Origin of the sequence: Sphingosinicella sp. CPCC 101087 (assembly GCF_004151485.1) — a bacterium.
Lineage (GTDB): Bacteria > Pseudomonadota > Alphaproteobacteria > Sphingomonadales > Sphingomonadaceae > Allosphingosinicella.
Window position 1 is genome coordinate 41093 of the sequence record NZ_SBFF01000001.1, and the last position, 22498, is coordinate 63590.

Here is a 22498-nt window from a genome sequence, read left to right on the forward strand (position 1 = left end):
TCCCGAATGCGGGAGCCTGATGCGCCGGCAATGATTCCGGCAGGAAAGCGGCTTCCCACCTTCGCGGGAAGGACGGTCAGGCGGGCGAAAGGCTTTGCCGGTAGAGCATCGCCAGGCCCTGGATTGTGAGATCGCCCTCGATCTCGTCGAACAGCTCGGTATGCTTGTCGAACAGGGTCGCGAGGCCGCCGGTGGCGACGACGGTGACGGGACGGCCGATCTCCGCGCGCATTCGGGCGACCAGGCCCTCCATCATCGCGACATAGCCCCAGTAGATGCCGATATGCATCTGGTCCTCGGTCGTGCGCCCGATCACGGAAAGATTGCCCTTCGGCGCCTCCATCGCGATCCGCGGCAGCCGCGCGGCGGCTGCAACGAGGGCGTCGAGCGACAGATTGATGCCGGGAGCGATGATGCCGCCTTTATAGGCGCCCGAATAATCGACCACGTCGAACGTCGTCGCCGTGCCGAAATCGACGACGATCAGGTCGCCTCCATAGAGCGTATGGGCAGCGATGGCGTTGAGCGCGCGATCGGCGCCGACCGAGCCCGGCTCGACGACGTCGAGCTCGATGCCCCATTCGACCGGCGGCCGCCCGGCGACAAGCGGCTCGACGCCGAAATATTTGGTCGCGAGGACCTCGAGATTGTGCAGCGCTCGCGGCACGACGGTGCCAATGATCACCGCCTTCACATCGTCCTTGCCGAACCCTTCGAGCGCGAGCAACTGGTGCAGCCAGACGGCATATTCGTCGGCGGTGCGCCGCGGATCGGTGGCGATCCGCCAGCGCGCGCGGATCACGCCGTCTTCGACCAAGGCGAAGACGAGGTTGGTGTTGCCGGCATCGATGGCGAGAAGCATGGCGCCTCCTTAGGGCGGCGGCAGCGAAAAGGCGAGGCTGGGCTGGCTGCCGCCGACCAATTCACGACACGAGCCGGTCAAGGCGCGCAGGCCTTCCCCAGCGCCTCCACGAAACGCGTGACGGCCGGCGGAACGAAGCCGCGGCGACGGTAGACGTGGAATTTGCGGACGACGACCAGCTCCGGAACGTCGAGTTCGACCAGCATTCCGGCCCGCCGGTCGGGAAGCGTGAGCGGCTCCGGCAGCCAGGCGAGCAGCCCGCCTTGCGCGACCAAAGCCTTGACCGTCGCCGTCGACCGGCTCTCGATCACCACCCGGGGCGGCGGTTCGCCCAGCGACGCGGCGAGATCGTGGAATTGCCGGCGCGGCGGCGCGTCGAGGGGCGGCATCACCCAGCGCTCGGCAGCCAGGCGGCGCAGCGGGATCGACCCCTGCCCCGCCAGCCAATGGTCCGGCGCGGCGACGACCTGATAGCGGTCATGCAGGCCCGGGGCGCTCATCCGAACGATTCCCTCCTGCTCGATCTCGCCCGCGATCAGCAGGTCGACCTCGCGCGCGAGCAAGGCGTCGGCCAGCCGGTCCTCGACCGCTTCCATCACTTCGATCTTCAGGGACGGCCAGCGCCGGAGCATGACCTCGATCGCCGGCGGCGCCAGGCTGATCGCGGCGCTCGCAACGGCGCCGATCCTCAGCTCGCCCTTGCCGAGGCCGCGGAGGGCCTGGATCTCTTCCATCGCCTCGCGGGACTGCTCCCGGATCAGGCGCGCATGAGGAAGCAGGGCCTCGCCGAAGGTCGTCAGGTCCATACCCTTCGCCTCGCGCGAGAAAAGCTCCGCCCCGGCGGCCGACTCGAGGCGCCGGATGATCCGGCTGAGCGCCGGCTGCGTCACGCCCAAGGCACGCGCCGCGCGGCCGAGGCTGCCCCCTTCCACGACGGCCAGGAAGGCATCGAGATGCCGAGGATCCAGACTCATACCGATATGGTATGGATGATTGCCGAGATGACAATATTCGGCAAGCCCCTGCCCCGCTATGAAAAGGACGTCGACCCCGGCGAGCGGGGCGGAACAGGAGAGGCCGGGACATCATGCAAGCCTCCGGGCAAACGACGGTTCGTGAGGCGGTGCTGCACCTGCTCCGGTCGTTCGGAATGACGACGATCTTCGGCAATCCCGGTTCGACCGAACTGCCGATGTTCCGCAACTTCCCAGACGATTTTCGCTATGTGCTCGGCCTGCAGGAATCGATCTCGCTCGGGATGGCCGACGGTTTCGCCCAGGCGACGCGAAACGCCGCCCTGGTCAACCTCCATTCCGCGGTCGGGGTCGGCCATGCGCTCGGCAACCTCTTCACCGCCTACAAGAACGGCACGCCCCTGGTCGTCACGGCCGGCCAGCAGGCCCGCTCGATCCTTCCCTACGAGCCGTTCCTGTTCGCGCAGCAGCCCGCCGAATTCCCCAAACCCTATGTCAAATGGAGCTGCGAGCCGGCGCGCGCCGAGGACGTTCCCGGCGCCATCGCCCGCGCTTATTATATCGCGATGCAGCCGCCGAGAGGGCCGACCTTCGTCTCGATCCCGGTCGACGATTGGGACCGGCCATGCGAGCCGGTCGAGCCGCGCCGCGTCAGCCGGACGATCAGGGGCGATTCCGAGATGCTCGCCGAGATCGGCGAAGCGCTGAGCCTGGCGGAGCGGCCCGCCTTCGTCGTCGGCGCGGGACTGGCGCGCGACGACGGCTGGGACGAGGTGGTCGCGCTTGCCGAGCGGCACCAGGCCGCCGTGTGGGTAAGCCCGATGGCGGCGCGAAATGCCTTCCCCGAAGACCATCCGCTGTTCGCCGGCTTCCTTGTGGCGGGACGCGAGCGGATCGTGTCCGCGCTCGCCGGCCACGACCTCGTCCTGGCGCTGGGCGCGCCGCTCTTCGTCTATCATGTCGAAGGCTTCGGTCCGCACCTGCCCCACGGCACGCGCCTGTTCCAGCTGGTCGACGATCCGTCGGCCGCGTCCTGGTTGCCGGTCGGGACGTCGGTCGTTACCAACGTGAAGCTCGGCCTCGCCGAGCTGCTGGAGGGCCCGGCGCCGCGCCGGCGCGAGCCGCCGGCGCCGATCCGCCGGCCAGATCGCCTGACCGGCATGCCGTTCAGCGACGGCTATCTGCTCCAGCAGGTCGCCGCATCGATGCCGAAGGGCGCCATCGTCGTCGAGGAAGCGCCGAGCAGCCGCGGCCCGATGCACGACCATCTGCCGATCACGACGCGCGACGGCTTCTACACCTGCGCGAGCGGCGGCCTCGGCCACGGCCTGCCGGCGGCGATCGGCGTCGCGCTCGGCCGGCCCGGAGAGAAGGTCGTCGCGATCCTCGGCGACGGATCGGCCATGTACGCCATACAGGGCCTGTGGACCGCCGCGCAGCTCCAGCTTCCGATCAGCTTCGTCATCGTCAACAATCGCCGCTACGAGGCGCTGATCGGCTTCGGCAGGCTGTTCGGCCTGCAGCAGACGGTGGGCACCGATCTGCCCGGGATCGACTTTTGTGCGATCGCCGAGGGCCAGGGAGTCGCGGCGCAGCGAGTCGCTTCGCCGACCGAGCTCGACCAGGCCCTGGCTCGATCGTTCGGAGCGTCGGGGCCGAGCCTGGTCGAGGTGGTCGTCGATTGAGGCGGGGCGCTTCCGCCGGCCCGCCCGTTGCGTGGGCGCGCGATGGGCGCGGCGGCCTTGCGTTGGATCGTCGGACCAACCATGCGTCGGCCCGGGAGTAGGCAAATATGGTACGGTACGAGCTGGGTGAATTGATCGACGACCGGCCGGCGGACGGCATCTTCCGAGTCAGCCGGGCCATTTTCGACGATCCCGCGATCTTCGACCTCGAGATGGAGCGTATCTTCGAAGGCGGATGGGTCTTCCTCGGAATCGCCGACCAGGCCCGGGCACCCCACGACTTCTTCACGAGCTGGATCGGCCGGGTACCCATCCTGGTCAGCCGCGACGGCGAGGGCATGCTCGGCGGCTTCGTCAACTCCTGTCCGCACAAGGGATCGCGAGTCGCGCAGACGATGAGCGGCAATGCGCGCGTTCATGTCTGCCCGTATCACAGCTGGTCGTTCGACAGTGCGGGCCGCAACAAGGCGATCAAGCTCAAGAAGGCGGGTTGCTACGCCGAGGCCTTCGACGGGCAAAGCCACGATCTCGCGCGCCTCCCCGCCTTCGAGGAATATCGGGGATTCCTGTTCGGCAGCGTGAGCGCCGACGTTCCGCCGCTGGCCGAATATCTCGGCGAAGCGGCCAAATTGCTCGACCTCGTCGCGGACCAGAGCGAGGAAGGCGTCGAGCTGGTGCCCGGTGGCGTCACGTTCACCTATGACGGCAACTGGAAGCTCCAGCTGGAGAATTGCTCAGACGCCTACCACTTCACCTCGGCGCACCCGTCCTACATAAGGCTGCTCGACCAGCGCCAGAAATCCAACAGCCAGTCGGCGGTAAAGTCGGTCTGGGAAAAGACCGACTATTGGAAGGAAGATGCCGAAGGCGACGTGCAGGGCGGCAGCTTCAGCTTCGATCACGGCCATGTCCTGAACTGGGGCCGTTTCGGGATCACGGATGCGCTGCCCCTGTACGAAAGCGCGGAGCGCCTGGCGGAACGGCATGGCGAGGCGAAGCGCGACTGGATGTTCAACATGCGCAACCTGACGATCTTCCCCAATCTTCAGATCGCCGAGAATGCATCCAGCCAGCTGCGCGTGATCCGTCCGATCAGCGCCGACCGCACCGAGATGCGGACCTGGTGCATCGCGCCAAAGGGTGAGAGCGGAGACGCGCGACGACTGCGCATCCGCCAATATGAGGATTTTTTCAATCCGAGCGGAATGGCGACGCCCGACGACACGGTCAGCTACGAGAATTGCCAGCGCGGCTTCGCCAGCCGGGTCGAACCCTGGCTGCAGGGTTATTCCCGCGGGATGAGCGCGAGCCGCACGGGCGGCAATGCCTTTTCCTCGGTCATAGGGCTGGCGCCGGCGCGCAGCGTCCTGGCCGACGCGCAGCTGGGCGACGAGACCTTATTCCACTCTTATTACCGCGCGTGGGCGCAGCGCATGGTCGGGGCCCTCGGCGCATGAGCGCGATCGACCGGGAAGGCGCCGAAGAACTGCTCTATCGCGAGGCCCTCGCCCTCGACAGCGGCGCGTGGGACGACTGGCTGGCGCTCTATACGGAGGACGCGACATTCTGGGTCCCGGCCTGGCGCGACGAGGAGAATGTCACCCAGGATCCCGATTCCGAGCTGTCGCTCATCTACTATCAGGGGCGGCGGAACCTGGAGGACCGGGTCTGGCGCGCGCGGTCCGGCCTTTCGGTGGCCTCGAAGCCCCGGCCCCGCGTCGTGCACGCGATCACCAACGTGCTGCTGCTCACGGCGAACGATGCGCAGGCGCGCACCTCGTCCAGCTTTGCGGTGCACCTCTACGACAAAAGAAGCGAGCGAACGCATGTCTTCTTCGGCCGGTACGAGCACGCGCTTCGAAACGAAGCCGGCGATTGGCGAATCGCCGCAAAGAAGATAGTGCTGCTCAACGACGTGATACCGACGGTTCTGGACTTCTATTCGATCTGAAGCCGGATGAAGACCTTCCTCGTTGACGTTGCAACGACCGGGACATAGTTTCCGTGCCGCCGGGCGCATGTTCGGGCATGCGAAATCCACCCGGGCTGCGCTTCGGTCCCGGGCCCGAGCAGCGGGGGTTTGGCCGGAGCCGAGGCGGCAGGTCGGCCGGCGGGACCTCGGATCGACAAATCCGGAGAATCGACGGATGACCGGCGTGCCCGCCCAGCGCGGGACGCCTGAGGAGGGGATTGACGCAATGGCGAGCGAGAGCGCTCAACGCGCGAAGGCCGACGGGGTGGTTCGCCCTGCCCCGCGCTCGGCCGCCGCGGGAGGAAGACCGGAACAGCCCAGGTTCGGCGCGCTGGACGATATACTGGGCCTTCACGTCAGCCTCGGCAACATGGCGATCGTGCAGCATTTCAAGCAGACGCTCGAACCGCTGAAGCTGACCCAGAAGCAGACCGCCGTCCTTTGGCTGGCGTCGGATAATCCGGGCGTGGTCCAGATCGAGCTCGCAGCCCTGCTGAGGGTGGATCGCGCGACCATGCTCGGCATCACCAACAATCTGGCAAGGCGCGGCCTGATAGAGCGAAGGCCGGTCGCCTATCACGGCCGGCGCCGCGGACTGCACCTGACGGAGAAAGGCGCGGCGCTGCTGGCCGAGGCGCAGGTCGCGGTCCGGACCCACGAGAAATGGGTCAAGGGCCACTTTTCGGCGCAGGAACGGGCGCTCATCGTGAAGCTGATGAAGAGGCTCTATGCCGATGCGCCGCCCTTCAAAGGCGACGATTCCGAGATCTAGGGCAGCTTCCGCCGGGCAAGCATGTGGGTCGAAGCGCCGCGGGGCCTTCGTCACGTTCCCCGCCGGCCCCGCTTCTGCAAAAGAAACCGGGTGCCGATCGCGCGGGCCTGTCCCGGCGCTTCGAGCCTTGAAAAGGCGCCTATCGCGGCTCTTCCAGGCAGCCCTGCGTGACCGTCCAAAGGACCCGATTGGCGGCCTTCATATCCTCGTCCGTGGTCCCTTTGGCGAGATCCTGGATGAAACGGCTGATCGGCCGCCGCGTGATCTCGAACTGCTTCATTCCTTGCTCCGTCAGGGAAAAAGTCGGGCTGCGGCGATCCTGCGGATTCTCGCTGCGCGCGACGTAAGAGCGCCCTTCGAGATCCTTGAGCGCCCGGCTCGCCTCGGACCTGTCGACCACCGCGCCGTCGGCCAGTGAACGCACGGTTCCGGTCCCCATCAGGCCGAGCTGCGCCAGGACCCGCCATTGCGGCAGAGTCAGGCCGCCATGACCGGCCAGGATCTGCGCAATGCGCCGATCGAACAGGCGGGCGGCAATAGCCATCCGATAGCCGAAATAGGCGCCGCCGCCGATGTCCCAGAACGGAAGCACGTGATTCTGGTGAACCGCGGGCCGTCGTCCGTTCCGCTCGGCCGGCACGCCGCGCCGCCCATCCGATTGGCCGCTGCTCATCCGAACGCTCCCGTTTTCAGCTTGACTTCGTTGAATTATCAACGAATGGTCGCGACCACAATGACAACCACCCAAAAGTCAGGTGGAGGAGAGGCGCGATGAGACAGCGGAGCATGACCGTCGTCAATCCCCACACCGGCGAGGCCCGCCCGCAGGCTTTCCCAACGACCGGAGGACGCCGCCCGCCGTGCGGCCGAACTTCCCAGGGCCGCTGAACAGGAGAGGGAAATGGAAATCGTCTTCCCGAAGATCCCGCTCTACGAAGGCTGGGGCAAGCCGCTCCGGACCGAAAGCAACGTCGAAGGGCTGGAACTGGTCGAAGGCCATGTCCCGGAAGGGCTGAACGGAACCTGGTACCGCGCCGGCCCCGATCGCCAGTTTGCGCCCAAGGACGGCGACGACATCTTCATCGACGGCGAGGGCATGGCGCACATGCTCCGCTTCGACCGGGGTCACGTCACCTATCGCAGCCGCTGGGTACGCACCGAGCGCTTCGTCGCCCAGGAGAAAGCCAGACGGACGCTGTTCGGCCGCTACCGCAACCGCTACACCGCCGATCCGGAAGCGCAGGGACTCAATCCCGGCACGGCCAACACGAACATGCTGTTCCACGCGGGCAAGCTCACCGTCCTCAAGGAGGACGATCTTCCCTACGAGATCGACCCGGACACGCTGGAGACGGGCAAGCGCACCGATCTGGACGGCCAGGTCTCCGCCGTGAGCCTGTCGGCCCATCCGAAGCTCGACCTCATCCGCAACGAATATGTCACCTATTCATTCCAGGCGAAGGGCGACGCCTCGCGCGAGATGGCCGTCTATATCTTCGGGCCGGACGGAAAGAAGGTGCACGAGCTGTGGTTCGAGGCGCCCTGGGCCGGAGTTGTGCACGACTTCGCGGTGACGGAAGAGCATATCGTCATCCCCTTCTTCCCGCTCATCACGGACCTCGATGTGCTGAAGGAAGGCGGCCCCTTCTATCAGTGGCACGACGACAAACCCTGCATGGTCGCGGTCGTCCCGCGCCGGGGCACGGCCGATCAGCTGCGCTGGTTCAAGGGGCCGACGGTCAGCGCCGGCCACATGATGAACGCCGTCACCGACGGCACGAAGGTCCATCTCGACGTCGTCCTCTATCACGGCAACTGCTTCCCCTTCTTCGCGACGCCGGACGGCCGCACGTGCGATTCCGGGCCGCCGCAGCTCACGCGCATGACGATGGATCTCGCCCGCAATTCGGACGAAATCCAGCTTGCGCCCCTCACCCGCCGCTCGGGCGAGATGCCGCGGACCGACGACCGCTATCAGGGCCGCCCCTACCGCCACGGATTCATGATCCTGCGCGAGCCCGACGGGACCAGCAGCGTGTCGCGCGCCGACCTCGAGACGGGCGTGATCGACGTCTGGGCCCATGGCGATGCGATTTCCGTGCACGAGCCCCAGTTCGTCCCGCGCTCGCCCGATTCCCCCGAGGCGGACGGCTGGCTGCTCGTCATTCTCAATCGGCTCGACAAGGGCCATAGCGAACTCGCCATCTTCGACGCGCTCAAGCTGGCGAACGGGCCGATCGCGCGCCTGCACCTGCCGGTGCGCGTCCGTTCCACCTTTCACGGAAGCTGGGTCCCGGCCGAAACGCTGAAGACCGGGCGCTATCATATGGAGATCGCTGCATGAGCTGCTGGCCGAACGGAGTTCCCACGACGATGCCGGCGCAGGACCGCGGCGACATCATCGAAACCTATGCCCGCTACGCCTGGGGCATCGACCTGGCCGACGAGGAGATGGTGATTTCCGCCTTCGCCGAGGACGGCGCCTTCGACCATCTCTGGCAGGGCCGCGCCGTGGGCCATGCAGCCATCCTCGAAAATCTGCGCGAGCTCTGGCTGGACCGGCAGCATTGGTGGCTCGGCCGGCAGCATCTGTTCGATCACTATATCATGACGCCGACCGAGGACGGCGCGACGGTGCGCTGCTTCTTCCAAATCCTGCAGTTCAACACCGAATATAAGACCAACTTCGTCTTCGGTATCGGGACGCGGGTCGACCAGCTGGTCAAGCGCGACGGACGCTGGCTGTTCAAGGAGCTGTTCGTGAATGCCTGGCGGAGCCTGGCCGACGTCCCCTGGAAGGGCGAGCTTCGCCTCGTCGACAATCGCGCCTCCCCGCCGAGCCATCCGGACCAGGCCAAGGCATGAGGATCCTGGCCGGCGTGTCGCGCGAGGGCGCGCCCGCCCCCGTGCTCGAGGAGCTGGAGCTTTCCGAACCGCGGGCCGGCGAGGTGCTCGTCCGGATCATGGCGACCGGGATCTGCCACACCGACCTGCGCGCCCATGGCGGGCAGAACCTGCCGACGCCGCGTCCGGTCGTCCTCGGCCATGAAGGCGCGGGGATCGTCGAGAAGGTGGGCGAAGGCGTCCGCCACGTGAAGCCCGGCGACCATGTCGCACTCTCGGGGTCGAGCTGCGGCGTCTGCCCCTCCTGCCTGCAAAGCTATCCCAGCTACTGCCGCGAGTTCATGATGCGCTGCTTCGGCGGCCGCAGAAGCGACGGCAGCACCGCCTTGTCGCGCGACGGAGAGGCGATCCACAGCCACTTCTTCGGCCAGTCTAGCTTCGCCACCTGGGCGGTCGCCGACGCGAGCGGCGCGGTTCCGATCCCGAAGGACGTGCCGTTCGAGGTCGCGGCGCCGCTCGGCTGCGGAGTCATTACCGGCGCGGGCGCGATCTTCTACAGCTTCGGCCTCAGGCCCGGTCAGAGCATCGCCATCTTCGGCGCGGGCGGCGTCGGCCTGAGCGCGGTCATGGCGGCCAAGCTGAGCGGCGCGCGGCATATCGTCGCCGTCGACCCGCAGGCGGACCGCCGCGCCCTGGCCCTCGAGCTGGGCGCGACGCTGGCGCTCGATCCGGACGACGGGGACGTCGCCGAAGCGATCCTCGGCGCCATTCCCAGCGGCGTCGACTTCACGCTCAACACGACGACGGCGGCGCCGGTCTACGACGCGGCCATCCGGGTGCTGGCGATGCGCGGCACGGCCGGATTCGTCTCCGTGCCCTCCCAACCGTGGACACCGCAAATGTTCACGCTGCACGGCAAGGGAATGCGGGGGATATTGGGCGGAGACGCCAATCCCCAGGTGGCGATCCCGATGATGCTCGACTATTGGCGGCAGGGCCGCTTCCCGATCGACCGGCTGGTCACGCCCTTCGCCTTCGAGGCGATCGGCGAGGCCTTCGCCGCCTGCGGCCATGGCGGGATCATCAAACCCGTGCTGAAGATGGAGTCCGCCTGATGGACCGAAGGACCTTGTTCGACCGCCTCGCCGTCTGGGGCAATGCCTTCACCATGGACATGATCCAGGGCACGCATGCTCTCTTCGCGCCGCTGGTCGATCGGCAGGACGAATCCCGGGTCGTCCGCGACCTTGCTTATGGCGATCATGAGCGGCACCGGCTCGACCTCTTCCGTCCGACAGGGGACGCGGCGGGCGCACCCGTGCTCGTATTCGTCCATGGCGGCGGCTTCGTGCGCGGCGACAAGGGCGCTTCCGACGCACCGTTCCACAACAATATCGGCGCCTGGGCGGCGAGGCGGGGCTATGTCGGCGTCACGCTGAACTACCGCCTGGCCCCCGCGTCGCAATGGCCGTCCGGGGCCGAGGATGTCGGCCGCGCCGTCGCCTGGCTCGCGGCCAATGTCGAAGCCCATGGCGGCGATCCGCGCCGCATCTTCATCATGGGCCAGTCGGCCGGCGCGACGCACGTGGCCGACGTCGTCGCCCGGCCCGAGCTGCTCGGCGAAGCCTCGCTTGCGGGAGCGATCATGATCTCCGGCGTCTACGACGTGGGCCGGGCCGACCGGAACGACTTCCAGCGCGCTTATTATGGCGAGGATGAATCGGGCTGGCCGCGCTGCTCCACGCTGGACGCGCTCGCCGACTCCGCCTTGCCCTGCTTCCACGCCGTGGCGGAATATGATCCGCCCGATTTCCAGCGCCAGGCCGCCTGGCTGGTGGAGACTCATGTCTCCCGTCACGCGCGCTGGCCGGAAATTCACTGGCTGAAGGGCCACAACCACCTTTCGACGGTGGCGCAGATCGGCAGCGCGCACGACACGCTGGGCCCACTCGTCGGAGCCTATATCGAGGGCCGGAGCCGCGTCTGAGCGGGGCGGCGCACAGGTTCGTCGCGCGTCCGTTCGCCCGCATGCGGTTGACACCGCTGTCTTTCCCGCCAAGCTTCCCGAAAGCCGCGGACGGGCCGCGGAAGGCATGCAGGGGGCTGCGGATTGACGAACGCCGATGAACCGGGCGCCGCCAAGGCGGAAAGCGACGAGGGGGCCGAGCTCGCCGGCTGGGTCGTGCCCCAGCTCGACTACCCAACCTTCCGGATCGCCCTGGTCGCGAAGGTCATCGACCGGATGTCGATCCGGCGCCTCAACGAGCGGGGGGAACTGAGCTTCGCCGAATGGCGGGTCCTGGCGCGGCTGGCTTCGGCGCCGGCGCTGACCGTGCGCCAGATCGCCGACCTGGCCTGGGTCGACCGGGCCGAAGTGAGCCGGGCGGCGACGGCGCTCGAGAAGCGCGGCCTCACCACCCGCAAACCCAATCCCCAGGACGCGCGCACGCCTCTGCTGTCCTGCACGCCGAAGGGCCTCAGCGTCCATGCGGACTATCTCAAGGACCGGCAGCGGTTCCACGAAGAGCTCACCGCCGACCTGGCGCCCGACGAAATCGCGCTGCTCGACCGCATCCTGAAGCGGATCGCCCAGCGGGTCGTCCGGCTGAACAGCGGCCAGAGCGCGGAGAAATAGCCCCTTCCCGCAGCTTGCCCCGGATCGTCAGATGATCGCGTAGTAGCGGAACAGCGAATGGTCCGGCTCGTCCTCGGGATTCACCTTCGGCCGACGCTGCCCGACGCCGACGATCACGGTCCGGTTCAGCCAGTCGTGCGGGCCGACGGGCGCCCGGAAATAAGGCGTGCAGCGGAAATAGCGGGGAATGGCGGGCGGATCGTCCGGGCCCTGATCGGGGGTCCGCAGCGGACCGTGAACATAGCCCATGTTGCGGATGTAGATGAGCGCGCCGTCGTCGGCCTCGATCATGTAATGGGCGTTGAGCTCCACCACGCCGTCGGTGCGGACGACCGGCCAGTCGGCGCCGCTATGGTCGACGAGGCGTCCGTTGAGCCGGGGCCCGCTGACCGTGCAGCCCTCCCCCACCGACGTATAGCCATGCATGGGACCACCCGAGATGGGGCCGAACGTCCACCTCTTGTCGAAGTTGATCCGGATGTCGAAGACATGTTCGTAGGCGAGTGCCAATGGATCGTCGCTCAGAATGACCTCCCTCGTTCGTCCCGCCCTCATGCCGGTTTGCGGCGGACACGCAAGAATTCATTGATCATGCAACGATAGCGCCTATCGTGACACCAGGGGCCGCGAGAGCCCGTCCGCCGTTCAGCGAGTAGGTTGCCAATGTCCCAGTTCGACGTCGAAGCTTTCATCGACCGGCAGAAGATCGGTCCGCGCCAGATCCTCATCCTCGCCATCTGCACGCTCTTCTGCTTCATCGACGGCTTCGACATCTTCATGATAGGCAAGATCGCCCCCGCCATTGCCGAGGGCTTCGACGAACCGCCGGCGGCGATGACCCAGCTATTCCTCTACCAGCAGATCGGCCTGGCGGTCGGCGCCTTCCTCGTCGCCCCGCTCGGAGACCGGTTCGGGCGAAGGACCATGCTGGTCGTCTCCGCCATCCTGTTCGGCACGCTCTCGCTGGTCAGCATCTGGGCGCAATCGCTCCACCAGCTTTCGATCCTGCGTGGCGTCGGCGGCATCTTCATGTCGGCCGGCCTGCCGCTGGCGGTGGCGCTCATCGCCGAGACGACGCCCAAGCCGCGCCGGGCGACCTTCATCGCCATCGCCATGGCCGGCTATTCGACGGGCAGCGCCGCGAGCGGCGCGGTGGCCGCCTTCCTGCTCGACGATTATGGCTGGCAGAGCGCCTTCTGGATCGCCGGCCTGGTCCCCCTGCTCTGCGTGCCCCTGCTGCTCCTGTTCGTTCCCGAATCGATCAAGTTCAGGACCGAGCGCAATGCCCGGGATCCGGCCATCGCGCGCACCATCGCTCGCCTCTATCCCGCGGCGGACCTGACCGGGGTCGACAGCTTCGCGCTCGGGACGTCCCGCGAGAAGCCGAAGAAGGCGCGCTTGCTCGACATCTTCGCGGACGGGCGCGGCTTCTCGACGACAATCCTGTGGATCTGCTGCTTCCTCAGCATGTCGAACATCGCCTTGCTCGGCGCCTGGCTTCCGACCTTCTTCCAGGAGATGGCGGGCGTGCCGATCCAGCGCTTCGCCATCGTCGCGATGATCGCCTTCAGCGGCGGCTTCGCGGGCACGCTGATCATGGGCTATCTGATGGACCGCTTCCGGCCGGCCCCGGTCATCGCCTGCGCCTATGTCGTGCTCGCAGCCGCGCTCGTCACGCTGGGTTATGTGCCGTTCGAGGCGCCGCTGTTCATCGCCGTGCTGATCCTTTGGAGCTTCTGCCAGTCGGGCGGGCAGTCCGGGCTCAACACCTTCATCACTTACGCCTATCCGCCTCGGATGCGCAGCACCGGACTGGGCTGGTCCGGCGGCGCCGGCAGGATCGGCGGCATCCTGATCGCGCCGACCTTCGGCGGGTTCGCGCTCCAGCAGGGTCTCACATTGCAGACGACCCTGCTGTGCGTCGCCGTCTCGCCGCTGATCGTCGCGGCCTTGATTCTGCTGCTGGGCTATCGCCAGTCGCGCCGCCCGGAATCGTCGCTCCAGCCGGCGACGGCGTAGGCCAATTACCGACGATCGACCGCCCTGCGCTCGTGCCGAGCAGGACTGGGCAGGGCTAGGACCGGATGACCAGGGCTGCGGCTGTCCGAAGTAGGCCGCGCGTGGACGTTTCGACAGGGTCAGCGGCCGGGTGGCTTCACGATGATCGGGGCTGCCCGGAGGCGAACTTGACCGGTTCGCCGGCGCGCACGCCGTGGATGGAAGCGATGAGTCCGCCCCGCAGGCGGTAATGGACGTAGAGGTCCACTTCGACCGCCTCGCCGCGCGCGAGCGGCATCACGCTGAAATCCGGCGCATCCTCGATCGCCGTGAAGCGACTGGTGAGATCGATGGCGATCGCCTCGTCGTCGGCCAGCGCCTTGCGCACCAGCAGGTCCTCGCGAACCTTCGGGAACATGGCGCGATAGAAATCGGCGATCGCCTGCTTGCCCCGGATGGGCGGCAGCGCGCGCAGCTGGAGCGTGACGTCGTCGGTGTAGAAAGCGGTGAAGCGGTCGAAATCGCCATGGCTGAAGGCTGCGGCATAAGCGTGGAAGGCGGCGACCTGGCTGGGATGGCCGCCCAGGCGCGGGATCGTCGTGACGCCACGCCCGGCCGGCCAGGTCATCGACTTCAATTCGACGATGCGGTCGTCCTTGAGACGGTAGGTGACGAAGAACTTCACGGTGATCGAATCGCCGGGATAGAGGTGACCGAAAGGGAAATCCGGCCGCTCCTTCGTGGCATGGAAATCCATGTCGATGTCGGCGAAGATGAGATCGCCCTGCTGCAGGAAGTTCTGCAGGCGGATCACTTCGCGCACGCCGTCATGCGCCCAGTTCAGGAAAGCGAGCAGGCCCTCCTTGCCCGGGTGTCGGCGGGTGCCGCCGGTGAAGACGATCTCGTCGTGGAAATAGCGATCGACGAGGGCCGCGTCGTCGCCCGTGTTGAACAGATCGACATAGTCCAGATAGTTCATGGCGCCCCTCCTGCGGTCGCGAAGCGGATCGCGGGTCAAAGCGCCACGGTGACGGCCTTCAACTCGGTATAGGCCTCGACGCCGGCGCGGCCATTCTCGCGGCCCCAGCCCGATTGCTTGTAGCCGCCGAGCGGAAGCCCCGGATCGACGCCCGCGCCGCCATTGATGCGCACGGTGCCCGCCTTGAGCCGACGGCACAGCTTCAGGGCGGTGGACAGGTCGCGGGTCCAGATGGCCGACGACAGGCCATATTCGGTCGAGTTGGCCTGTGCCGCGACGGCGTCGAGATCGTCGCCCTCGCCGAATTTCATCGCGCACAGAACAGGGCCGAAAATCTCCTCCTCGACCACGCGCATTCCCGATACGGTGCCGGTGAGGACGGTCGGCTGGATGAAATAGCCGGCATCCTGGTCCGACAGGCGCTGCCCGCCGACACTGATCGTCGCCCCCTCGCCCGCGCCACTCTCCACATAGGAAAGCACGCGGTCGAGCTGCTCCTGGCTGACGAGCGGGCCCATCTCGGTGCCCGGCGCGAGGCCCGGCCCGACCTTCAGCGTCCGCGCCCGTTCCTTGATGCCTTCCACCACTTCGTCGAACACGGCTTCGTGGACGAAGAGGCGCGATCCGGCGGCGCAGACCTGGCCGGCATTGCCGAATATCCCCATCGCCGCGCCGGGTATCGCCTTAGAAAGGTCGGCGTCGGCGAAGATGATGTTGGGCGACTTGCCGCCCAGTTCGAGCGTCACGCGCTTGAGATTGCCGGTCGATGCCCGGACGATCGCCTTGCCCACCGCGGTCGAGCCGGTGAAGCTGACCTTGTCGACGCCCGGATGGTCGACGATGGCCGCGCCCGCGGTCTCGCCATATCCGGTGACGATGTTGACGATTCCTGCGGGGAAGCCGGCCTCCAGAAGCAGCTCGCCCAGGATGACGGCGGTAAGCGGGGTCTGCTCGGCGGGCTTCAGCACCACGGTGCAGCCGGCCGCGAGCGCCGGCGCGATCTTGGCGACCGACATGACGAAGGGGAAGTTCCAGGGCACGATGGCGCCGACGACGCCGACCGGCTCGCGCAGCGTGAAGGCGTGCCATTCGCCCGGGGCGGAGGGCTGGACCGTCTCGCCGGTGATCTTGGTCGCCCAGCCGGCATTGTAGCGAAGCTGATCGGCCGCACCCATCACCCCGGCGAATTTGGCCATCATGAAGGGCATGCCGTTGTCGAGGCTCTCGGTGAGCGCGATACGCTCGCCATGCGCCTCGATCAGGTCGGCCAGCCTGAGCAGAAGCCGGGCGCGCTGTGCCGGGGGCGTCGCCGCCCAGCCGTCAAAGGCCCGGCGCGCCGCCTGGGCCGCCCGGTCGACATCCTCGCGGCCGCCGCTCGCCGCGCTCGCGAACACCTGGCCGGTGGCGGGATCCACGACATCGAACGTCTCGCCGGACGCGGCGGGAACGAAACGGCCGTCGATCAGCAGCTGGCGCGGACCGGAGGCGAGCTCCGAGCGGATCTGGTCGAGGGCAGCGGCGGCGAAGGGGGCGTTCATGAGGCTTTGTCCTGATTGTCAGAAGGTCGAGGGGCCGGTGGTCGCGTCCTGGACGCGGCGGGCGACGATGTCGGTGAAGCGGCCGTCCTTCACCGTGTAGAAGATGACGCTCTTGATGAAGATCGACTGGCCGGGGACGAGCGGGCCGGCGATGAAGCCGGGATCGTCCTTCAGCGCCTTGAACTCGGTATCGAGCTCGACCGCTATTCCTTCTTCGTCGGCGACGAGGCGGACGACCTCGAGCCGCTCGTCGCAGCGGGTGGCGACGTCGCGATAGAAGTCGACGATCTCCCGGCGGCTGGTGAGCATCCGCTTGCCGGAAAGGCTGAGCCTCACGTCCTCGGCATAGAAGGCGCTGAAGCGGTCGAAATCCTTCGCGTTGAAGCCGCCGATATAGTCGCGGACGAAGATCTCCTTGTTCATGCGAGCATCCTTTCCTGCGCCCGGGCCGGGGCGAGTTCGTGTTCCGGCGCGAGCGCCGGCCGTCCGAGGATCAGGTCGGCCGCTTTCTCGGCGATCATGATGGTCGGCGCGTTGGTGTTGCCGCCGGGCACGGTCGGCATGACCGAGGCGTCGACGACGCGAAGCCCCTCGACACCGCGAACGCGCAGCTGCGGATCGACGACGCTGTCCGGGCGGCCGCCCATCGCGCAGGTCCCGACCGGATGCTGGGTCACCTGGCTGTGCTGCCGGATATGGTCGTCGAGCGCCTCGTCGGTCGTGGCCTGCCCGCCGGGCTGGATCTCCTCGCCGATCAGCTCGGCCTGCGGCGGCGTGCGGTAGATGCGCCGAACGATCTCGATGCCGCGCCGGGCCGTCTCGAAATCCTCTGCTTCCGAGAAGATGTTCAGCGTGATCGCCGGCGGATCGGCCGGATCGGCCGAGCGCAACTTCAGGAAACCGTGGCTTCGCGGATGGAGCAGGATCACGTCCGCGGTGACCCGATGCTCCTGGCGCTTGCCGATGCCGGGAAACCAGATCTTCGCGTCCATGCGGATCGGATTGCTCCAGATCTGTATGTCCGGCTGGGCGAGGTCGGGGCGGGTGCGGAGCACCGGATTGCAGCTGTTGACCTGGCTCGAGAAGGTGCCCTTGCCGGTCAGAGCCCATTGCGTCACGGCGAGCGCGACGCGGTCGAAGCGAAGCTGGTTCAAGAAGCTGACCGGCTGCTTCAAGGCGAAGTGGACCGGCACGCGCGGATGTTCGTACAGGTTGCGGCCGACATTGGGACTGTCGACGCGCGTCTCGATCCCATGCTCGGCGAGATGCTCGCGCGGCCCGATGCCGGAGAGCATCAGCAGCTGCGGGCTGTTATAGGCGCCGCCGGAGAGGATCACCTCCCGCCCCGCATGCGCCACGACCGTCTTGCCGTCGCGCACATATTCGATCCCGACGGCGCGCCCCTGCTCGATGATCACCCGCCGGGTCAGCGCATCGGTGACGACGTGGAGATTCCGCCGGGCGAGCGCGGGCACCAGATAGGCCCGGGCGGTGCTCGATCGCCGGCCCCTCCGGTCGATGGTGAGCTCGCCCCGGGCGAAGCCTTCCTCGACCGGCCCGTGCAGGTCGTCGGTGACGTTGAAGCCGGCGGCTTCGGCGGTCGCCATGAGCGGCTCGTGGAGCCGGTGCTCGGTCGCGACCGGCACGACGCTGAGCGGGCCGCTGTCGCCATGATAGGGCCCGGCGCCGCGCCAGCTCGTCTCCATCTTCTTGAAGTAGGGAAGAACGTCGGCGAAGCTCCAGCCCTCGCAGCCCATCTGCCGCCAGGTGTCGAAGTCGAGGCTGTGGCCCCGCATGTAGAACATGCCGTTGATCGACGACGAGCCGCCGAGCACCCGCCCGCGCGGAAGCATGATCTGGCGGCCGCCGAGTTGCGGCTCCGGCTCGGACTTGTAGGGCCAGACGAAACGCGGATTGAACAAAGCGCGCAGGAAGCCGAGCGGCATGTCGAGCAGGAAATGCCGGTGGCTCCCGCCTGCCTCGACCAGCAGGACGCGATTGGCGGGATCCTCGCTCAGCCGGTTGGCGAGCACGCATCCGGCGGAGCCGGCACCGACGATGATATAGTCGAAGCGCTCCATATCAGGCGGCTTCGGCCATCGACTCGCGCTCGCGGATCAGGTCGGCCGCCTTCTCCGCGATCATGATGGCCGGCGCGTTGGTGTTGCCGCCGACGATGGTCGGCATGATCGAGCAGTCGACGACTCGCAGGCCCTCGATGCCGTGCACCTTCAGCCGCTCGTCGACCACGGCCTCGGGCCCGGTCCCCATCGCGCAGCTGCTGGTCGGGTGCATGGCGGTGCCGACCCGGCTGCGGACGAAGGCGTCGATCTCTGCATCCGTCTCGACCGACGGACCCGGCACCAGCTCGCCGCGCACGATGCCGCGCGCCGGGTCGATCTCGAAGAAGCGGCGGGTGAAGCGGACGAAGCGGCGGAAGGACGCGCGGTCGCCCTCCGTCGACAGCAGGTTGAACAGGATCCTGGGCTTGTCGTGCGGATCGGCCGAGCGAAGCGTGACGCTGCCGCGGCTCTCGGGATGGAGCAGCACGTTCGAGATGGAGAAGATGTCGCCGCGGCGGGCGCGGATGCCCGGGAACCAGATTTTCGCATCCATCGCGACCGGGCTGATGAGAATCTGGTCGTCGGGGCGGTCCAGCCCTTCGCGCGTGCGGATGAACCCCTGGGCGCCCACCGGCAGGCCGGCCACCGGGCCGGTGCCGAAAAGCTGCCAGCGAAGCACCGCCAGGGCCATCCGGTCGAAGCGCAGCTGCCGGTCGAAGGTGAAGGGCCCGCTCGCTTCGAAGAGCATCGGGATCGAGGCGTGGTCCTGCAGGTTGCGTCCGACGCCGGGCAGGTCGAGGACGACGTCGATCCCGTGCGAACGCAGTTCGTCCGCCGGGCCGATGCCGGACAGCAAGAGGATCTGGGGCGAGTTGAACGCGCCCGCTGACAGGATCACCTCGCGATCCGCATGCACGGTCTCGATCCGCCCGTCTTTCTCGTAGGACAGGCCGATCGCCCTTCCCTTCTCGACCAGGACGCGGGTGGTGAGCGCTTGGCTGATGACGGTGAGGTTCGGCCGGGACAAAGCCGGCTTGAGGTAGCGCGCGGCGGTACTCGCCCGGCGGCCGCGATGAACGGTGAAATCGGGTGCGCTGAAGCCTTCCCGCTCGTCGCCGTGAAAATCGTCCAGGTGGGGAAAGCCGAGCCTCCCCGCCGTCTCGATGAGGCGCGGATAGACATAGTCGTCGGTGAGGTGCCGGGCGACGCTGATCGGACCCGATCCGCCGTGATGCGGCGACTCGCCGCGCCAGTTCGCCTCCGACCGGCGGAAGTAGGGCAGCACGTCGTCATGGCTCCAGCCGCGCGCGCCCATCTGCGCCCACTGGTCGTAATCGGCCGGATGCCCGCGCGAATACATCATGCCGTTGATCGACGAGCAGCCGCCGATCACCTTGCCGCGCGGCGCGGGGATCGAGCGGCCGTCGGCGTGCGGCTCGGGCTCCGATGCATAGCCCCAGCCGATCCCGGGATCGTGCATCGTCCGGAACCAGGCGAGGGGCATGCTGATCTGCGTCTTCGCGTCGCTGCCGCCCGCCTCGAGCAGCAGCACGCGAACCGACGGGTCCTCCGACAGGCGCGCGGCAAGCACGCAGCCGGAGGAACCGGCGCCGGCAATCACATAATCGTAAGCGGGCATTCGCCGTCCTACAGCTTGAACACGCGCTCCGCGTTGGTCTGGAAGAATTTCTTCTTCGTTTCCAGCGGCATGTCCATATTGTCGAGGATCGTCACTTCCTCGGGCGGGCATTGATAGGGGAAGTCCATGGCGTAAAGGACGCGATCCTCGCCGATCACCTGCTGGGCGAACTTGATCGCCGGTTCCCAGGCGACGCCGCTGTTGGTGATGTAGAAATTCTCCTTCAGATAGTTGGAGACCTTCTCCTTCTTCAGCGGCTTGAGGAAGTCGTAGCGCGCCGCCCGGATTCCGGCCTGATGCATGAAGTCGAGCCGGTACATCCAGTAAGGCAGCGCCTCGCCCATGTGGCCGATGATCACCTGGAGCTTCGGGTAGCGATCGAAGACACCTTTCACGATCAGCCGAAGCGCATGCATGCCGGTTTCGACGCCGAATCCGAAGATGGCGCCGTCGAGGCCGCTTTCCAGCATAGGCCGGATCATGTCGGCGGGCGGCGTCTGCGGATGAAGATAGATGGGAACGTCCATCGCCTCGGCCGCCTCCAGCGTGGCGCCGAACTTCGGATCGTCCAGATACTCGCCGTGAATGTGCGAGTTGATCACCACCGCCTTCATGCCGAGCTTCGAGACGGCGCGCTCGATCTCCTGGCCCGCTTTCTCGCCGGCGTGCGGCGCAACCGCGGCCATGCCGGTGAAGCGGTCGGGATATTTGCGGCAGGCCTCGGACAGCCGGTCATTGGCGAGGATCGACAAGGCATGGCCGTCCTCCGCGGTCATCACCTGGGTGCCCGGCGCGGTGAGGCCGATCACCTGGCGATCGATGCCGCGCGCATCCATGTCGGCGAGGCGAAGCTCGCCCAGGTCCTGGAGGCGATCGAAGATGAAGCGCGGCCGCTCGGCCTGGCTGTTGATGTAGAATCCCATGAGGCTGTAGAAACCGGGATCGACGTCCCCGGCCGCGAGCAGCTTGCGATAAGCCTCAATCATCTCGGGCGGCGCGAACGCCTCCTCGGTCGCGATGCGAAGATAGCCCTGGCTGCCGCCGGTCTTGAGTTCGGTCATTGTCTTTCCTCAGGCTTGGTGGATGGCTTTGGTGACGAGAAAGGCGGACAGGCCCTCGGGTCCGTCCTCGGAGCCGTGGCCGCTCTCCTTGACCCCGCCGAACGGGGAATCGGGCGCGGCCATCATGACCGAATTGATCCCGACCATGCCGACCTCGAGCGCATCGGCGATGAGGTTGGCGGTCCGGCCATTTTCGGTGAAAGCGTAGCCGGCAAGGCCGTAGGGCAGCCGGTTGGCCTGCTCCACCACCTCGTCGAGCGTGGAGAAGCGCTGGGTCGCGACGACGGGGCCGAACGGCTCTTCGTTCATGATCCGCGCGGACAAGGGCACGTCGGTCAGCAGCGTCGGCCTGAAGAAAAAGCCCTCCTCGCCGTGCCGTTCGCCGCCGCTGCGCAAGGTCGCCCCCTGCTCGACCGCGTCCCTGACGAAAGCCTCGACCGCCTCCGGCCGCCGGGGATTGGCCATCGGACCCATATGGGTCGTATCGAGCAGGCCATCGCCCAGATTCATGCGCTCGAGGCGCTTCTGGAAGGCGTCGATGAAGCGGTCGTGAATCCCCTCCTGGACGTAGAAGCGGGTGGGCGACACGCAGACCTGGCCGGCATTGCGGCACTTGGATATGGCCAGCAGCTCCACCGCCCGATCGAGGTCGCAATCGTCGAAGACGATGACGGGCGCGTGTCCGCCCAGCTCCATCGTCGTCACCATCATCGTCTCGGCCGCGAGCTTCATCAGATGCTTGCCGACCGGAACCGAGCCGGTGAACGTGATCTTGCGGGTGACCGGGCTGGCGAGCAGGCGGCGCGACACTTCGTCCGGCACGCCGAAGACGAGCTGGACGACGCCCGGCGGGATCCCCGCGTCGATCACCGCCTGGACGATCGCCATCGCCGAGGCGGGGGCTTCCTCCGCCGGCTTCAAGATGACCGAGCAGCCCGCGGCGATCGCCGGAGCGATCTTGCGGGCCGGATTGTGGATCGGGAAGTTCCATGGCGCGAAGGCGGCGACCGGGCCGACCGGCTCCTTCATCACGAGCGAACGCGTCCCGGTCGGACGCATCAGAACGCGGCCGTAGATCCGCTTCGTCTCCTCACCCATCCATTCGAACAGGCCGGCGGCGCCCATCGTCTCGGCGCGCGTCTCGGGCAAGGTCTTGCCTTCCTCCATCGTGGCCAGGCGCGCGATCGTGTCCGCCCGCTCGCGGATCAGCCGGGCCGCACCCTTGAGCACCGCCGCCCGCTGGTCCGCGCTGGCCTTGCGCCATTCGCGAAAGCCGCGATCCGCGGCATCGAGTGCGCGATCGAGGTCGGCCGCGTCGGCCAGCGGGAGCTCGCCCAGCGGCTTCCCGGTGGCCGGATTGAGCACCGGCTGAGTGCGGCGCTGGTCGGCGCCGACCCACTCTCCATCGATGTGCAGGCCCAGCTTCGGATATTGGACGGTCGAGTTTTCCTGATCAGCCATGAAGGATTCCTGTGT

At 67.3% G+C, this 22498-nt stretch carries 21 protein-coding genes; 10 read left to right on the forward strand and 11 right to left on the reverse strand.

Going from position 1 to position 22498, the window contains the following annotated elements:
* Positions 1-76: 76 nt before the first annotated feature.
* The gene (locus tag EKM57_RS00195) at positions 77-862 is read right to left on the reverse strand and encodes a type III pantothenate kinase (RefSeq protein WP_129790459.1); all 786 of its coding nucleotides are present in this window, start codon (positions 860-862) and stop codon (positions 77-79) included.
* Positions 863-939: 77 nt separating this feature from the next.
* Entirely contained in the window at positions 940-1836 is an 897-nt protein-coding gene (locus tag EKM57_RS00200) for a LysR family transcriptional regulator (RefSeq protein ID WP_129790460.1), read from the reverse strand.
* A gap of 113 nt (positions 1837-1949) precedes the next feature.
* On the opposite strand from EKM57_RS00200, the gene mdlC reads away from it, so the two are divergent.
* The 4 genes from mdlC to EKM57_RS00220 all read left to right on the forward strand — a co-directional run bounded on the left by mdlC (position 1950) and on the right by EKM57_RS00220 (position 6265).
* A complete protein-coding gene (gene mdlC, locus EKM57_RS00205) occupies positions 1950-3521 on the forward strand; it encodes a benzoylformate decarboxylase (protein ID WP_129790461.1) in 1572 nt (523 codons plus the stop codon).
* A 107-nt stretch (positions 3522-3628) separates the two neighbouring features.
* A complete protein-coding gene (locus tag EKM57_RS00210; RefSeq protein ID WP_129790462.1) occupies positions 3629-4978 on the forward strand; it encodes an SRPBCC family protein in 1350 nt (449 codons plus the stop codon).
* Positions 4975-5472 (forward strand): aromatic-ring-hydroxylating dioxygenase subunit beta, encoded by a 498-nt coding sequence (locus EKM57_RS00215; protein WP_129790463.1) that lies wholly within the window; start codon positions 4975-4977, stop codon positions 5470-5472. The genes EKM57_RS00210 and EKM57_RS00215 overlap by 4 nt, the downstream gene beginning before the upstream one ends.
* 196 nt (positions 5473-5668) lie before the next feature.
* Positions 5669-6265: a MarR family winged helix-turn-helix transcriptional regulator gene (locus tag EKM57_RS00220; protein ID WP_165357120.1), complete on the forward strand. Its 597-nt coding sequence runs from the start codon at positions 5669-5671 to the stop codon at positions 6263-6265.
* Positions 6266-6404: 139 nt separating this feature from the next.
* On the opposite strand, the gene EKM57_RS00225 is transcribed toward EKM57_RS00220, so the two are convergent.
* Positions 6405-6938: a MarR family winged helix-turn-helix transcriptional regulator gene (locus EKM57_RS00225; RefSeq protein WP_129790465.1), complete on the reverse strand. Its 534-nt coding sequence runs from the start codon at positions 6936-6938 to the stop codon at positions 6405-6407.
* A gap of 228 nt (positions 6939-7166) precedes the next feature.
* On the opposite strand from EKM57_RS00225, the gene EKM57_RS00230 reads away from it, so the two are divergent.
* The 5 genes from EKM57_RS00230 to EKM57_RS00250 all read left to right on the forward strand — a co-directional run bounded on the left by EKM57_RS00230 (position 7167) and on the right by EKM57_RS00250 (position 11744).
* Positions 7167-8609, forward strand: a complete 1443-nt coding sequence (locus EKM57_RS00230; RefSeq protein ID WP_129790466.1) for a carotenoid oxygenase family protein — start codon at positions 7167-7169, stop codon at positions 8607-8609.
* Complete coding sequence (locus tag EKM57_RS00235) at positions 8606-9130, forward strand: nuclear transport factor 2 family protein (protein ID WP_129790467.1); 525 nt, start codon at positions 8606-8608, stop codon at positions 9128-9130. The genes EKM57_RS00230 and EKM57_RS00235 overlap by 4 nt, the downstream gene beginning before the upstream one ends.
* Entirely contained in the window at positions 9127-10224 is a 1098-nt protein-coding gene (locus EKM57_RS00240) for an NAD(P)-dependent alcohol dehydrogenase (RefSeq protein WP_129790468.1), read from the forward strand. Before EKM57_RS00235 ends, EKM57_RS00240 begins: the two co-directional genes overlap by 4 nt.
* On the forward strand, positions 10224-11096 hold the full coding sequence (locus EKM57_RS00245) for an alpha/beta hydrolase (protein WP_129790469.1): 873 nt from the start codon (positions 10224-10226) through the stop codon (positions 11094-11096). The genes EKM57_RS00240 and EKM57_RS00245 overlap by 1 nt, the downstream gene beginning before the upstream one ends.
* Before the next feature lie 123 nt (positions 11097-11219).
* The gene (locus EKM57_RS00250) at positions 11220-11744 is read left to right on the forward strand and encodes a MarR family winged helix-turn-helix transcriptional regulator (RefSeq protein WP_129790470.1); all 525 of its coding nucleotides are present in this window, start codon (positions 11220-11222) and stop codon (positions 11742-11744) included.
* Between the two features lie 27 nt (positions 11745-11771).
* On the opposite strand, the gene EKM57_RS00255 is transcribed toward EKM57_RS00250, so the two are convergent.
* Complete coding sequence (locus EKM57_RS00255) at positions 11772-12299, reverse strand: DUF3237 domain-containing protein (RefSeq protein ID WP_129790471.1); 528 nt, start codon at positions 12297-12299, stop codon at positions 11772-11774.
* Positions 12300-12407: 108 nt separating this feature from the next.
* Here EKM57_RS00255 and EKM57_RS00260 point away from each other — a divergent pair, with 108 nt between their 5' ends.
* Positions 12408-13763: an MFS transporter gene (locus EKM57_RS00260; RefSeq protein ID WP_129790472.1), complete on the forward strand. Its 1356-nt coding sequence runs from the start codon at positions 12408-12410 to the stop codon at positions 13761-13763.
* A 136-nt stretch (positions 13764-13899) separates the two neighbouring features.
* Here the strand turns inward: EKM57_RS00260 and EKM57_RS00265 are convergent, their stop codons facing one another.
* Genes EKM57_RS00265 through EKM57_RS00295 form a run of 7 tightly spaced genes read right to left on the reverse strand, consistent with a single transcriptional unit; the run spans position 13900 to position 22483 of the window.
* Positions 13900-14721, reverse strand: coding sequence for a nuclear transport factor 2 family protein (locus EKM57_RS00265; RefSeq protein ID WP_129790473.1), 822 nt, complete (start codon positions 14719-14721; stop codon positions 13900-13902).
* A gap of 35 nt (positions 14722-14756) precedes the next feature.
* Positions 14757-16259 (reverse strand): aldehyde dehydrogenase, encoded by a 1503-nt coding sequence (locus EKM57_RS00270; RefSeq protein ID WP_129790474.1) that lies wholly within the window; start codon positions 16257-16259, stop codon positions 14757-14759.
* Between the two features lie 18 nt (positions 16260-16277).
* Entirely contained in the window at positions 16278-16682 is a 405-nt protein-coding gene (locus EKM57_RS00275; RefSeq protein WP_129790475.1) for a nuclear transport factor 2 family protein, read from the reverse strand.
* Positions 16679-18340: a GMC family oxidoreductase gene (locus EKM57_RS00280; protein WP_129790476.1), complete on the reverse strand. Its 1662-nt coding sequence runs from the start codon at positions 18338-18340 to the stop codon at positions 16679-16681. The genes EKM57_RS00275 and EKM57_RS00280 overlap by 4 nt, the downstream gene beginning before the upstream one ends.
* Position 18341: 1 nt before the next feature.
* Positions 18342-19961, reverse strand: coding sequence for a GMC family oxidoreductase (locus EKM57_RS00285; RefSeq protein ID WP_129790477.1), 1620 nt, complete (start codon positions 19959-19961; stop codon positions 18342-18344).
* 8 nt (positions 19962-19969) lie between these two features.
* Entirely contained in the window at positions 19970-21022 is a 1053-nt protein-coding gene (locus tag EKM57_RS00290) for an amidohydrolase family protein (protein ID WP_129790478.1), read from the reverse strand.
* Between the two features lie 9 nt (positions 21023-21031).
* Complete coding sequence (locus EKM57_RS00295) at positions 21032-22483, reverse strand: NAD-dependent succinate-semialdehyde dehydrogenase (protein WP_129790479.1); 1452 nt, start codon at positions 22481-22483, stop codon at positions 21032-21034.
* Positions 22484-22498 lie beyond the last annotated feature (15 nt).